Origin of the sequence: Streptosporangium sp. H16, assembly GCF_051918855.1 — a bacterium.
Lineage (GTDB): Bacteria > Actinomycetota > Actinomycetes > Streptosporangiales > Streptosporangiaceae > Streptosporangium.
This window is the reverse complement of the sequence record NZ_JBPXMD010000023.1, coordinates 40524-54416: the sequence shown is the minus strand read 5'-3', so window position 1 is coordinate 54416 and position 13893 is coordinate 40524. Positions and strand designations below refer to the sequence as shown.

The 13893-nt window shown below is 70.2% G+C and carries 12 protein-coding genes; all 12 read left to right on the top strand.

Translation table 11 applies throughout. From position 1 onward, the window contains the following. Positions 1–5 precede the first annotated feature (5 nt). The 12 genes from ACTOQ2_RS31340 to ACTOQ2_RS31285 all read left to right on the top strand — a co-directional run bounded on the left by ACTOQ2_RS31340 (position 6) and on the right by ACTOQ2_RS31285 (position 13871). A complete protein-coding gene (locus ACTOQ2_RS31340) occupies positions 6–1697 on the top strand; it encodes an alkaline phosphatase D family protein (RefSeq protein WP_440104438.1) in 1692 nt (563 codons plus the stop codon). Positions 1698–1932: 235 nt separating this feature from the next. Beyond that, positions 1933–2523 carry a pyridoxal 5'-phosphate synthase glutaminase subunit PdxT gene (gene pdxT / locus ACTOQ2_RS31335; RefSeq protein ID WP_440069853.1) on the top strand — a complete coding sequence of 197 codons (591 nt, stop codon included), beginning with the start codon at positions 1933–1935 and terminating at the stop codon, positions 2521–2523. Between the two features lie 3 nt (positions 2524–2526). After that, positions 2527–3279 (top strand): YebC/PmpR family DNA-binding transcriptional regulator, encoded by a 753-nt coding sequence (locus ACTOQ2_RS31330; protein WP_362675604.1) that lies wholly within the window; start codon positions 2527–2529, stop codon positions 3277–3279. 73 nt (positions 3280–3352) lie between these two features. Then, positions 3353–4645 carry a cation:proton antiporter gene (locus tag ACTOQ2_RS31325; protein WP_440104437.1) on the top strand — a complete coding sequence of 431 codons (1293 nt, stop codon included), beginning with the start codon at positions 3353–3355 and terminating at the stop codon, positions 4643–4645. 128 nt (positions 4646–4773) lie between these two features. Further along, a complete protein-coding gene (gene ruvC, locus ACTOQ2_RS31320; RefSeq protein WP_440104495.1) occupies positions 4774–5358 on the top strand; it encodes a crossover junction endodeoxyribonuclease RuvC in 585 nt (194 codons plus the stop codon). After that, positions 5355–5975 (top strand): Holliday junction branch migration protein RuvA, encoded by a 621-nt coding sequence (ruvA, locus tag ACTOQ2_RS31315; RefSeq protein WP_440069849.1) that lies wholly within the window; start codon positions 5355–5357, stop codon positions 5973–5975. Before ruvC ends, ruvA begins: the two co-directional genes overlap by 4 nt. Before the next feature lie 112 nt (positions 5976–6087). Next, the gene (ruvB, locus tag ACTOQ2_RS31310) at positions 6088–7146 is read left to right on the top strand and encodes a Holliday junction branch migration DNA helicase RuvB (RefSeq protein ID WP_440104436.1); all 1059 of its coding nucleotides are present in this window, start codon (positions 6088–6090) and stop codon (positions 7144–7146) included. A gap of 225 nt (positions 7147–7371) precedes the next feature. After that, positions 7372–7737, top strand: coding sequence for a preprotein translocase subunit YajC (yajC, locus tag ACTOQ2_RS31305; RefSeq protein WP_362846673.1), 366 nt, complete (start codon positions 7372–7374; stop codon positions 7735–7737). Between the two features lie 84 nt (positions 7738–7821). Beyond that, the gene (gene secD / locus ACTOQ2_RS31300) at positions 7822–9588 is read left to right on the top strand and encodes a protein translocase subunit SecD (protein WP_440104435.1); all 1767 of its coding nucleotides are present in this window, start codon (positions 7822–7824) and stop codon (positions 9586–9588) included. Continuing rightward, complete coding sequence (gene secF, locus ACTOQ2_RS31295; RefSeq protein ID WP_440104434.1) at positions 9588–10664, top strand: protein translocase subunit SecF; 1077 nt, start codon at positions 9588–9590, stop codon at positions 10662–10664. Before secD ends, secF begins: the two co-directional genes overlap by 1 nt. Positions 10665–10919: 255 nt before the next feature. Further along, a complete protein-coding gene (locus ACTOQ2_RS31290; RefSeq protein WP_440104433.1) occupies positions 10920–11438 on the top strand; it encodes an adenine phosphoribosyltransferase in 519 nt (172 codons plus the stop codon). Positions 11439–11675: 237 nt separating this feature from the next. Continuing rightward, complete coding sequence (locus ACTOQ2_RS31285) at positions 11676–13871, top strand: RelA/SpoT family protein (protein WP_362675580.1); 2196 nt, start codon at positions 11676–11678, stop codon at positions 13869–13871. Positions 13872–13893 lie beyond the last annotated feature (22 nt).

The following is a 13893-nucleotide window of genomic DNA, read 5'->3' as shown; positions in this document are numbered from 1 at the left end:
TTCCCTTGTCGAAGTTCACCCGCCGGTCCTTTCTCGTCACCGGTATCGCGGCCGGCGCGGCGGCGGGCATCCCCGCCGCCGCGCACGCCGATCCCGGACCCGCCCAGGAGAGCGCTGACTCTCTGGTGTCCCTGGCCTCCCGCGGCCTGCGCTCGGACCCGTTCACGCTCGGCGTCGCCTGCGGGGACCCCGACTCCGGCGGCTTCGTGATCTGGACCCGCCTGGCACCCCAGCCGCTCGCCGAGGACGGCCTGGGCGGCATGCCCGCCCGGCCCTTCGCCGTCGAGTGGCACGTCTACGGCGACGAGAGGGCCCGCCGCCCGCTGCGCCGGGGCGTGGCCACGGCCGCTCCCGAGTGGGGCCACAGCGTCCACGTCGAGCTGAACGGGCTGCCCTCCGACAGGGACTACTGGTACCGCTTCAAGGTCGGCCCGTACGTCTCGCCGATCGGCAGGGCCAGGACGGCCCCGCACGCCCTCTCCCACGGCTCGGCCCTGGCGATGGCCTTCGTCTCCTGCGCCCAGTACGAGCACGGCTACTTCACCGCCTACCGGCGCCTGGCGGAGGAGCGGCCCGACCTGATCCTGCACCTGGGCGACTACCAGTACGAGTACCGGCGCGACACCTACACCATCCCCGGCGGCAACATCCGCCACCACGAGGGGCCGGAGACCGAGAGCCTGGCGAACTACCGCCAGCGGCACGCCCAGTACAAGACCGACCCCGACCTGCAGGCCGCGCACGCCGCCGCCCCCTGGCTGGTCGTCTGGGACGACCACGAGCTGGACAACAACTGGGCCGACGAGGTGCCCGAGAAGCCCGAGGTGCCCCAGCCGAACTTCCTCGCCCGGCGCGAGGCGGCCTTCAGGGCGTACTACGAGAACATGCCGCTGCGGCGCGCCTCCATCCCCCGGGGCGTCGACATGCAGCTCTACCGGCGCGTCCGGTGGGGGAGGATGGCCACCTTCCACATGCTCGACACCCGCCAGTACCGCAGCGACCAGGGCTGCGGCGACGGCTACAAGGACTGCCCGGCGGCGGTCGACCCCGCACGCTCGATCACCGGCGAGGCGCAGGAGCGCTGGCTGCTGGACGGCATGCGGCGCTCGGAGGCGCGCTGGGACGTCATCGGCCAGCAGGTCTTCTTCGCCCAGCGCGACAACAACGCCGGGCCCGCCAAGATCACCAGCCAGGACGCCTGGGACGGCTACGTCGCCTCGCGGCAGCGCATCACCCAGGGCTGGGTGGACGCCGAGGTGCGCAACCCGGTGGTGCTCACCGGCGACGTGCACGCCCACTGGGCGAGCGACCTCAAGCTCGACTACGACGACCCCACCACCCGCACGGTCGGCTCCGAGCTGGTCGCCTCGTCCATCACCACGGGCGGCGACGGCCTCGACTCCGACCCGGCGACCCACCCGTACCTGACGATCAACCCGCACCTGAAGTTCTACAACAACCAGCGCGGCTACGTGATGACCCGGATCGAGCGCGACCGGCTCACCGCCGACTTCAAGGTGCTGCCGCAGGTGACGCAGCCGGGCTCGGCGGCGCACACCAAGGCGACCTTCGTGATCGAGGACCGGGTCCCCGGCGTGCAGCGGACCTACCTGCGCCCGGTCGACCCCTCGGCCGCCAGGACCCCCGGGATCGACTGGATCCAGGAGACCGTGGACCTGGAGACCAAGCGTCCCTGACCTCGTCGCGATCACCGGAGATCACCTGACACCCATGGTCACGGGTGCCCCGCCGCACGTTCAGCGGGGCACCCGTGACGCGTTCCGGCCGGGGAACCGCGGCTTCCCCGGCCGGAGGAGGGGGGCGCGACGGCCCCGGACTCCCGTGCCGGGCCGGAGCGTAAACCGGTTTGGGCCGGTACGAGGGGTGGCCATACGCTGAAGGGGCATCTCACCCGGACGGGAAGGACCACCGGTGACCATCGTCCCCACGATCGGCGTCTTCGCGCTGCAAGGAGACGTGCGCGAGCACGTGCGCTCCCTGGAGGCGGTGGGCGCCAGAGCGGTCACCGTACGGCGTCCCCGTGAGCTGGAGGCGGTCGACGGCCTCGTCATCCCCGGCGGCGAGTCCACCACGATGTGGAAGCTCGCCGAGACCTTCGACCTGCTCGAACCGCTCCGGATGCGGATCAAGGCGGGCATGCCCGCCTACGGCTCCTGCGCCGGAATGATCATGCTGGCCGACCGGATCGAGGGCGGGATCGAAGGTCAGCAGACGATCGGCGGCATCGACATGGTCGTCCGCCGCAACGCCTTCGGCCGCCAGGTCGACTCCTTCGAGGCCGACGTCGACTTCGCCGGCCGCGGCGGCATGCGGGCCGTCTTCATCCGCGCGCCCTGGGTGGAATCCGTGGGTTCGGGGGTCGAAGTGCTGGCGCTGGCCGAACCTGGGGATAGGATCGTCGCGGTCCGCCAAGGACCGCTGCTCGCCACGTCCTTCCACCCGGAACTTACCGGGGATGTCGGTGTGCATTCATATTTCGCTGAGATGGTGAGGGAGCTCTAGGCGATGTCCGGCCACTCCAAATGGGCGACGACGAAGCACAAGAAGGCCGCGCTCGACTCCAAGCGCGGCAAGCTGTTCGCCAAGCTCATCAAGAACATCGAGGTCGCGGCCCGGACCGGCGGACCCGATCCGGACGGCAACCCGACGCTGTACGACGCCATCACCAAGGCGCGCAAGAGCTCGGTCCCGATCGACAACATCGAGCGTGCCCGTAAGCGCGGCGGCGGCCTGGAGGCCGGCGGCGCCGACTGGCAGACCATCATGTACGAGGGTTACGCCCCCGGCGGCGTCGCGGTGCTGATCGAGTGCCTCACCGACAACCGCAACCGCGCCGCCTCCGAGGTCCGCGTCGCGCTGACCCGCAACGGCGGCTCGCTGGCCGACCCCGGCTCGGTGTCCTACATGTTCAACCGCAAGGGCGTCGTGCTCGTCCCCAAGGGTGAGCTGGCCGAGGACGACGTGCTGGTCGCGGTCCTCGACGCGGGCGCCGAGGAGGTCAACGACCTGGGCGACCAGTTCGAGGTCGTCTCCGAGGCCACCGACCTCGTCCCGGTCCGCAAGGCCCTGCAGGAGGCCGGGATCGACTACGACTCGGCCGAGTCCGGTTTCATGCCGACGATGAACGTCCCGCTGGACGAGGACGGCGCCCGCAAGGTCTTCAGGCTGATCGACGCCCTCGAGGACAGCGACGACGTGCAGAACGTCTGGGCCAACTTCGACGTCTCCGACGAGGTCATGGAGAAGCTCGACGCGTAACCCGGGCCATTCGGTGTGACCTCGTGTTGTCTGCGAGGTTTGTCCGCGTGGTCAAGGGCATATCACGCGGACAATGGGCAATCCTGACCTGATCTTTGCCGTGGCGGGCGTCGCCGCGCTGCTCGCGGCCACGCTGCCGCGGCTCCTCAACCGCCGTCCCTTCTCGCTCCCGCTGGCCTGCCTGCTGGGCGGCCTCCTCCTCTATGTCCTGCCCCTGGAGCTGCCCGATCCCGATCCGGTGGCTCACCGGGCGCTGGTCGAGCACGCCACCGAGATCTGCGTGCTGATCTCGCTCATGGGCGCCGGGCTGGCCATCAACCGGCCCTTCGGGCGGCGCGACTGGTCCTCGACCTGGCGCCTGCTGGGGTGGACGCTCCCGCTGACCGTCCTCGCCGTGGCCGCCGCGGCGTACGGCCTGCTCGGCTGGCCCCTGGCCGCGGCGCTGCTGCTGGGCGCGGTGCTCGCGCCGACCGACCCGGTGCTCGCCTCCGACGTGCAGGTCGGCGAGCCCGTCGACTCGGAGAAGGCCGACGACGAGGTCCGCTTCACCCTCACCTCCGAGGCGGGCCTCAACGACGGCCTGGCCTTCCCCCTGGTGTACGCCGCGATCGCGCTGGCCGTCAGCGGGGGTGTCGGCTGGGTCGCCGAGTGGACGCTGGTGGACCTGCTCTACCGGTGCGCCGCGGGCGTGGTGTGCGGCCTGCTGATCGGCAAGGGTCTGGGGCGGCTCTTCTTCCGCGCCCAGAAGTCCGACCTGCGGCTGGCCGAGCACCGCGACGGCTTCGTGGCGCTGGCCGCGACGTTCCTGGCCTACGGCCTCACCGAGCTGGTGCACGGCTACGGTTTCATCGCGGTGTTCGTGACCGCCTGCACCATCAGGGCGGCCGAGCGCAGCCACGGCTACAACGGGGTGCTGCACGGCTTCATCGAGCAGCTCGAGCGGCTGTTCACCGCCTGGCTGATCATGCTGCTCGGCGGTTTCGTCGCGATGGGCGGCCTGTCCGCGCTCACCTGGCGGGGCGCCGCGGTCGGACTACTGCTGCTGCTGGTCATCCGGCCGCTGACCGGCTGGCTCGCCGAGCTGGGCGGCAGGGCGGGACCGCGCGAGCGCGTCGCGACGGCGTTCTTCGGCATCCGCGGCATCGGCTCGCTGTTCTACCTCGCCTACGCCCTCGGCCAGGCCGACTTCGGCGTGCCCGCCGAGGAGCTCTGGGCCGTGGTCGCCTTCACCGTGCTGGCCTCCCTGGCCATCCACGGGATCTCGGCCTCGCCGGTGATGAACCGCCTGGACCGGCTGCGCGACAAGAAGAGCGACGAGGACGACGAGGACGACGAGGACGCGGAACCCGCCGCCCAGCACCTGTGAGCCCGGGACCCGCTCGCGGCCCCTCCGGCGGGCCGGGGAAGAGCCGTGCGCGGGCCGCTCCCACGCGGTAGAGTCTGCCACCGAACAGGTGTTCGGCGAGCGGAGGCGTGTCGGTGCGGTTGCCCGAGTTGCGGGTGATGGGGGTCGATCCCGGGCTTACCCGATGCGGGCTCGGCGCCGTCGAGGGGCGGCCCGGCGCGCCGCTGAGCCTGGTCAAGGTCGGGGTCGTCCGCACCCCCGCCGACGACGAGATCGGCGCCCGGCTGGTGGCGATCGAGACGGGCATCGAGCGGTGGCTCGACGAGGTCCGGCCCGACGCGGTGGCCGTGGAGCGGGTCTTCGCCCAGCACAACCTCAGGACCGTGATGGGCACCGCGCAGGCCTCCGCCGTGGCGATCCTGTGCGCGTCCCGCAGGGGCCTGCCGGTCGCGCTGCACACGCCGTCCGAGGTCAAGGCCGCCATCACCGGCAGTGGCACGGCCGACAAGCAGCAGGTCGGCACGATGGTGACCCGCCTGCTGCGGCTGGACGCCATGCCCAAGCCCGCCGACGCCGCCGACGCGCTCGCCCTCGCGATCTGCCATGTGTGGCGGGGCGGGGCCCAGAGCAGGCTGGCCGAGGCCGCCGCGAAGGCGGCGAGCGCCACCACCACCCCCGCCGCCTACTTCCGAGGCCGTGGCAGGGCCGGACACCCGAGAGGAACCGCGAAGTGATCGCCTCGGTGCGAGGACAGGTGACCGCGATCGCCGCTGACGGGGCGGTCGTCGAGGTCGGCGGGGTGGGGGTCCTCGTGCACTGCACGCCGGGCACGCTGGCGACGCTCAGGACGGGCGAGGAGGCCAGGCTCGCCACCTCGCTGGTGGTCCGCGAGGAGTCGCTCACCCTGTTCGGCTTCGTCACCGACGACGAGCGCGCCATCTTCGAGATGCTGCAGACGGCGAGCGGGGTCGGCCCCAAGGTCGCCCTGGCGATGCTGGCCGTGCACACTCCCAACGCGCTCCGGGTGGCGGTGGCCTCCGCCGACGTCAAGGCGCTGACCAGGGTCCCCGGGGTGGGCCCGAAGGGCGCCCAGCGGATCATCGTCGACCTCAAGAACAAGCTCGGCACGCCGGAGGAGGCCGTCAGCGCCGCGCTCGACGGCCGCGCCGCCGCGCCCGCCTGGCGCGCCCAGGTCCACTCCGGGCTGGTCGGTCTGGGCTACTCGGGGCGAGACGCCGACGAGGCGGTCGCCACCGTCGAGCCGCAGGCCGACGCCGAGCTGGCCGAGGGCCGCACCCCGCAGGTGGCGGCCCTGCTCAAGGCCGCGCTCCGCGCGCTGAGCGTGCGATGAGGGGCGAGCGCGCCGTACGAGACGTGTGCCGGGAGACGGTGGGCGGGGCCGTCGCGCGGTGCCATGAGGGGCTCCGGCGGTTCCGCCGCGCGGCGAGCAGGGGAGGGGCGGCGTGAGTTCCGACCGTGATCTGGTGTCGCCGGACGCCGAGGGCGACGAGAGATACATCGAGGCGGCGCTGCGGCCCAAGCGGCTGGAGGAGTTCATCGGCCAGGCGCGGGTGCGCGAGCAGCTGTCGCTGGTGCTGCAGAGCGCGCTGCGGCGCAACCGGCCACCGGACCACGTGCTGATGAGCGGCGGACCCGGGCTGGGCAAGACGACCCTCTCCATGATCATCGCGACCGAGCTCTCCGTGCCCCTCAGGATCACCTCGGGGCCCGCGCTGGAGCGGGCCGGCGACCTCGCGGCGATCCTGTCGACCCTCTCCGAGGGCGAGGTCCTGTTCATCGACGAGATCCACCGGATGGCCAGGCCCGCCGAGGAGATGCTCTACCTCGCGATGGAGGACTTCCGCGTCGACATCGTGGTGGGCAAGGGCCCTGGGGCGACCGCGATCCCGCTGGAGATCGCTCCGTTCACCCTGGTCGGCGCCACCACCCGGGCCGGCATGCTCCCCGCGCCGCTGCGCGACCGCTTCGGTTTCGTCGCGCACATGGACTTTTACGGGGTCGCCGAGCTGGAGGAGGTGCTGCACCGCTCCTCGCGCCTGCTGGGCGTCACGCTCCCCGGCGACGCCGCCCGCGAGATCGCCGGCCGCTCCCGGGGCACCCCCCGCATCGCCAACCGGCTGCTGCGCCGGGTCCGCGACTTCGCCGAGGTGCGCGCCGAGGGCGTCGTCACCAGGGATGTCGCCTCCGCCGCGCTCAACCTCTACGAGGTCGACGCCGAGGGGCTCGACCGGCTCGACCGGGCGGTTCTCGGGGCGCTGCTGCGCAAGTTCGGCGGCGGGCCGGTGGGGCTGTCGACACTGGCGGTCGCGGTGGGGGAGGAGCCGGAGACGGTGGAGGTGGTCGCCGAGCCGTTCCTGGTGCGGCAGGGACTGCTGGCCCGCACCCCCCGTGGCCGGGTGGCGACCGCGGCGGCCTGGACACATCTGGGGCTGACGCCCCCGCCGGACGCCTTCGGAGCCTCGTTTCTCATCGATCTTGAGGATGATCTCGGGGCCGTCTAACGTTGGGAGTCGGTAGGGAAGTCGTACAGAATTGATCACAGATCGATGACAACCGTATCGAAATGGGAACTTCCCTGCGCGCCAAAACGTGACTTCGTTGCCGCGCTCTTAACAGCTCGCCTAAACTCCGAGCCTTGGCTGGCTGTGTAGGCTGACGTGCTGAGCGGCGTGGCCGTATGTGACGTCCGGCTTCCGCCGGTCAATCTCAAGAGAGGGAGCGGCCCTGTGGGCGGCAACTATTCGAGCCTGATCATGATCGCTCTCATGGTCGTGGTGTTCTACTTCCTGCTCATCCGGCCGCAGCGCAAGCGGCAGCAGGAGCAGGTCAAGATGCAGAACAGTCTCACGCCGGGCACCGGCGTCATGACCACGACGGGTCTTTTCGCGACCGTGGTGGCCATCGACGCCGACGACGTGATCCTGGAGATCGCCCCCGGCGTGGAGACCCGCTGGGTCAAGGCGGCCATCGGCCGTGTCCTGGTTCCCGTTGACGACGCGGAGGAGGAGAATGTCAAGGCTGTCGACCACGGTGTCGTGGAGACGGCGGAACAGCAGGGTGCAGACCACGACACGACGAGCAAGAAGCCGTGAGTAGCCTCACCTCCAACCCCCTATAACCGAAAGAACTGACGACCAGTGGCCCGACCGACCAGCGGCCAGAGCAGACCGGGGCGCATGCTCCTGGTGCTTCTGGCGATCATTCTCGCCATGGGCGGGGCGATGCTCCTCAACAAGGCGTACACCCCGGAGTATGGCCTCGACCTCGCCGGCGGCACGACCGTGACGCTGCAGCCCGTCACGCCGAACGGGAGCGCTCCCTCACAGGAGAGCCTCGACCTCGCCGTGAACATCATCCGCGAGCGGGTGAACGGCAGCGGCATCTCCGACGCAGAGGTCGCCAAATCCGGTGACAACATCGTCATCTCCGTTCCCGGAGCTGGCCAGGAGGAAGTCGTCAAGCTGGTCGGCACCACCGCGGAGCTGAGGTTCCGCCAAGTGCTGGCGATCGGGGCCGGGTCGCCTCCGCCCCCGGGCCAGCTCTCCACCCAGGCGCCGACGCCGACTCCCTCGCCCACCGCCTCCGGGCGCAAGGGCGACAAGGAGTCCGAGCCCGCCGAGTCGGGGACTCCGAAGCCCGGCGCGACCGCCGCGCCCGACACGGGAGCCTCCCCGGCCGGCCGCGCCCTGTCGTCGGCGCTGACCAACCCGAGCCCCGGCGCCACTCCCGCGCCCTCCGCCGAGCCGAGCGGCGACAAGGGTGACAAGTCGGCCAAGCCGGGCAAGAGCGCGGCCCCGGACGCCAGCGCCCCGCCGACGGCCCCGCCGACGTCGCCCGACGACCCCATGGCGGGCGTCGACACCACCGGCATCGACCCCGCGGCGCTCAAGCGGTTCGAGACGCTCGACTGCGCCAAGGACGCGGGGGTGGGCGCCCAGGACGCGCCGGACAAGCAGTACGTCGGCTGCAGCCAGGACGGCAGCACCAAGTTCGTGCTGGACAAGGCGGCCGTGACCGGCACCTCGATCGACAGTGCGTCCTCCGGCGTCGACCAGACCACCGGTGAGTGGCTCGTCCAGCTCGCCTTCAAGGGCCAGGGCCCCGACCAGTGGTCGAAGGTCACCACCACCGCCTTCAACTCACAGGCTCCCCGCAACCAGGTCGCCATGGTCCTCGACGGCGTGGTCATCTCCGCACCCGTCATCCAGGAGCCCATCAACGGCGGCCGGGCGCAGATCTCCGGCAGCTTCACCCAGGTGACGGCCGACGAGCTGGCCAACCAGCTCAAGTACGGCGCGCTGCCGCTGAAGTTCGAGAAGAGCTCCATCGAGGAGGTCTCCTCCACGCTGGGTGCCGACCAGCTGCGCGGCGGTCTCATCGCGGGCGCGATCGGCCTCCTGCTGGTCGTGGTCTACTCGATGCTCTACTACCGGGGTCTGGGCATCGTGTCGGTGCTGAGCCTCCTGGTGGCCACGGTCGTGACCTACCAGTCCGTCGTGCTGCTCGGCACGTTCGCGGGCTTCCGCCTCTCGCTGCCGCACATCATCGGACTGATCGTCTCGATCGGTATCACCGCGGACTCGTTCATCGTCTACTTCGAACGGATCCGCGACGAGATGAAGGAGGGCCGGCGCTCGCTGCGCACGGCCATCGAGGTCGCCTGGGTCCGCGCCCGGCGGACGATCCTCATCGCCGACGCCGTCATGTTCATCGCCGCCGTGGTGCTCTACTTCCTGGCGGTCGGCGGTGTGGCCGGGTTCGCCTTCGCCATGGGCCTGACCACGCTCATCGACATCGCCGTGGTGTTCATGTTCACCAAGCCGTTCGTCGCGATGCTGGCCAAGCTGAAGTTCTTCGCCAAGGGGCACAAGCTCTCCGGGCTCGACGCCGAGCGCATGAGTGAGGCTCCCGTCGCTCCCAAGACCGTTCCGCAGGAGGCCTGATGTCCGGCATCGCGCGCCGGCTGTACCGGGGCGAGGTCGACGTCGACTTCGTCGGCCGCAAGAAGCTCTGGTACACCCTTTCCGCAATCCTGCTGGTGATCTCCATCGCCGGTCTGGTCTTCAACGGCCTCAACCTGGGTGTGGAGTTCAAGGGCGGGTCGGTCTTCTCCTTCAAGGCGCCGACCGCCAACATCGAGCAGGTGCGCGCCACGTTCACCGACGCCGGCGCGCACCAGGTCATCGCGCAGACGACCCAGAACGGCTGGCGGGTCACCACGGAGAGCCTCCCGGCCGACCAGGTCACCAAGATGCAGAAGGCCGTCTCCACCGCGTTCAAGCTGCCGGTGGACCAGGTCAACCTGCAGGTGATCGGTGCCTCGTGGGGCGGTCAGGTGGCCAACAAGGCCGTCATCGGACTCATCGTCTTCATGCTGGCGATCATCCTGTACCTGACGATGGCCTTCGAGTGGAAGATGGCGCTGGCCGCCGTCGTGGCGCTGCTGCACGACCTGGTGATCACCGCCGGCGTCTACGCCTGGTCCGGCTTCGAGGTCACCCCGGCGACCCTGCTGGGCTTCCTGACGATCCTCGGATACTCGCTGTACGACGCCGTCGTCGTCTTCGACATGATCAAGGAGGTCACCGCCAAGATCGGCAGGACCTCCAAGATCACCTACACCGAGGCCGCCAACAACGCGCTGAACCACACGCTGATCCGGTCGCTGAACACCACCCTGGTGGCGATCCTGCCGGTCGCGGCGATCCTCTTCATCGGCACCACGCTGTTCGGCGCGGGAACGCTGAAGGACCTGTCGCTGTCGCTGTTCGTCGGCATGATCGTCGGCACCTACTCCTCGCTGTGCGTCGCGACGCCGCTGCTGGTCACGCTGAAGGAGCGCGAGACGCTCTACACCGAGATCGCCAAGAGGCTCGCCGCGCACGGAGGCGGTTCCGGGGTCAAGACGGTGCGCCAGCCGGTCACCGCCGGGGCCTCCAACGGGGCCGGGGCCTCCAACGGTGCCGCCACGGTCGCCAGCCGGACCTCTCCGGCCGGTGACAAGCGGAGGAAGAAGTAAGCACGAGCACGTCCGCGCCTCCGCTCCCCGCACAGGGAGCGGAGGCGTTTTCCTTACCTGTCGCAGCCTTCCCCGCGCCACCGTTTTCCGGTGTCTCCCGCACCTTCCCGCTCTCTCCGGCGCCACCGGTTCCCCGGTTCCCCGGTTTCCCGGTTTCCCTGCGCCTTTCCCGTACCTCCCCGCCTTCTCCACCGCCCCCGGCACCACCGGCCCCCCGGTGTTTCCCACCCCGAGATCTCCACAGGAGCGCCGACCATGACCGAGCTGAGCAGCCTGATCCTCGACCGCATCCGCGACGTGCCCGACTACCCGCAGCCCGGAGTGCTGTTCAAGGACATCACCCCCCTGCTCGCCGACCCGGTGGCGTTCACCGCGGTGACCGAGGAGCTGGCCGGGCTGTACGAGGTGGACAAGATCGTCGGAATCGAGGCGCGGGGGTTCATCCTGGCCGCCCCGGTCGCCATTCGGGCGGGCGCGGGCTTCGTCCCGGTACGGAAGAAAGGCAAACTGCCCTCTGAGACGCTTGAGGCGTCCTACGATCTGGAGTACGGCTCCGCCACCATCGAGGTTCACCGGGACGCCTTCACCCCCGGGGAGCGCGTCCTCATCGTCGATGACGTGCTCGCCACCGGAGGTACGGCGCGCGCGGCGGTGGAGCTGGTCCGCAGGGCGGGCGCCGACGTCGTTGCGATCGCCGTGCTCATGGAGCTGGCCTTCCTCAAGGGCCGCGAGCGCCTGACCGACGTGGAGTTGCACCCCCTCGTCGTCGTCTGATCGACCCCGCGGACAAATGCACACAACCCCGTCTGGATACACTGAGGGATCTGGACTCGAACGTAAGGAGTCTGAGTGCCCCGTGATGTGGTCGTCCCCGACGCGACCGCCGGCGGTGGCGGTCCCGAGACGGCCGTCCCAGCAGGCGATGCCGGTTCCGCCATGTCCGGAGCCGCCGAGGAGAAGCCGGCGGTAAGGCGAAGGCTCGCACGTTTTGGGGGACAGTGGGGTGGCGGCATGAATCCGGTCCTGGAGCCGCTGTTCCGGACGGTCCGCGCGACCCACCCGAAGGCGGACCTGCGGCTCATCGAGCGCTCCTACGACGTGGCCGCCTACCACCACCGCGACCAGAAGCGTAAGAGCGGTGACCCGTACATCACCCATCCGCTGGCGGTGGCCACGATCCTGGCCGAGCTCGGCACCGACGACGAGACGCTGTGCGCGGCGCTGCTGCACGACACCGTCGAGGACACCGCCTACGGTCTCGACGAGCTGCGCTCGGACTTCGGCGACAACATCGCGCTGCTGGTCGACGGCGTCACCAAGCTCGACAAGGTCAAGTTCGGCGCCGCGGCCGAGGCCGAGACCGTACGCAAGATGGTCGTCGCGATGTCCCGCGACATCCGGGTGCTGGTGATCAAGCTCGCCGACCGGCTGCACAACATGCGCACCATGCGCTACCTGCCCGAGCACAAGCGGCACCAGAAGTCGCGGGAGACGCTGGAGATCTTCGCGCCGCTCGCCCACCGGCTGGGCATGAACACCATCAAGTGGGAGCTGGAGGACCTCGCGTTCGCCATGCTCTATCCCAAGCGGTACGACGAGATCGCCCGGATGGTGTCGGAGCGGGCCCCGCGCAGGGACCTGTTCCTGCAGGAGGTCATCGAGAAGGTCTCCGGAGACCTGCGCGACGCCAAGATCCGCGCGGCCGTCAAGGGCCGCCCCAAGCACTACTACTCCGTCTACCAGAAGATGATCGCCAGGGACGTCGCCTTCGACGACATCTACGACCTGGTCGGCATCCGGGTGCTGGTCGACTCGGTCCGCGACTGCTACGCGGCGCTCGGCACGATCCACGCGCGATGGAACCCGGTCCCCGGCCGGTTCAAGGACTACATCGCGATGCCCAAGTTCAACATGTACCAGTCGCTGCACACCACGGTCATCGGCCCCGAGGGCAAGCCGGTGGAGCTGCAGATCCGCACCCACGGCATGCACCACAGGGCCGAGTACGGCGTGGCGGCGCACTGGAAGTACAAGGAGGACATGACCGTCTCCGGTCCTCCCGGGACGAAGCTGAAGCCCGCCAGCGACATGGCCTGGCTGCGCCAGCTCCTCGACTGGCAGAAGGAGACCGCCGACCCGGGCGAGTTCCTGGAGTCGCTCAGGTTCGACCTGTCGGTCTCCGAGGTCTACGTCTTCACCCCCAGGGGCCAGGTCATCGCCCTGCCGGAGAACGCGACGCCCGTCGACTTCGCCTACGCCGTGCACACCGAGGTGGGCCACCGCTGCATCGGGGCCAGGGTCAACGGCCGCCTGGTGCCCCTGGAGTCGCGCCTGGGCAACGGCGACACGGTGGAGATCTTCACCTCCAAGTCGCCCGACGCGGGCCCCTCGCGCGACTGGCTGAAGTTCGTCAAGTCCGGCCGGGCCCGCAACAAGATCCGGCAGTGGTTCTCCAAGGAGCGCCGCGAGACCGCGATCGAGGCGGGCAAGGAGGCGATCGGCCGCGCCATGCGCAAGCAGGGCCTGCCGCTGCAGCGCCTGATGTCCGGAGAGTCCCTCCTGGCCCTCGCCAGGGACCTGCGCTACCCGGACGTCTCCGCGCTCTACGCGGCCGTCGGTGAGGGCCACGTGGCCGCGCAGACGGTCGTGCAGAAGCTCGTGACGTCCATCGGGGGAGTCGAGGGCGCCGAGGACGACATCGCCGAGACCTCCGTGCCGACCAAGCTGCGCGGGCGCCCCCGCGGCAGCGGCGGCGCGGGAGTGGTCGTCGCGGGCGACTCCGACGTCTGGGTACGCCTGTCGCGATGTTGCACCCCCGTGCCCGGCGACGAGATCGTGGGCTTCGTCACTCGCGGGCACGGCGTGTCGGTGCACCGCACCAACTGTCCCAACATGGACCAGCTCCAGTCCGAGCCCGACCGCCTGGTCGAGGTCGCCTGGTCCGCCGCCGACGACTCGGTGTTCCTGGTCGCGCTGCAGGTCGAGGCGCTCGACCGGCCCCGGCTGCTCTCCGACGTGACCCGCACCCTCTCCGACCAGCACGTCAACATCCTGTCGGCGTCGGTGACGACGTCCAGGGACAGGGTAGCGATCAGCAAGTTCACTTTCGAGATGGGCGATCCCAAGCACCTGGGCCACGTCCTGAAGGCCGTCCGCAACATCCAGGGCGTCTACGACGTCTACCGGGTCAGCGGCGCCGGTTCCTGAGGGCTACCGCCCGCTCCGTCCC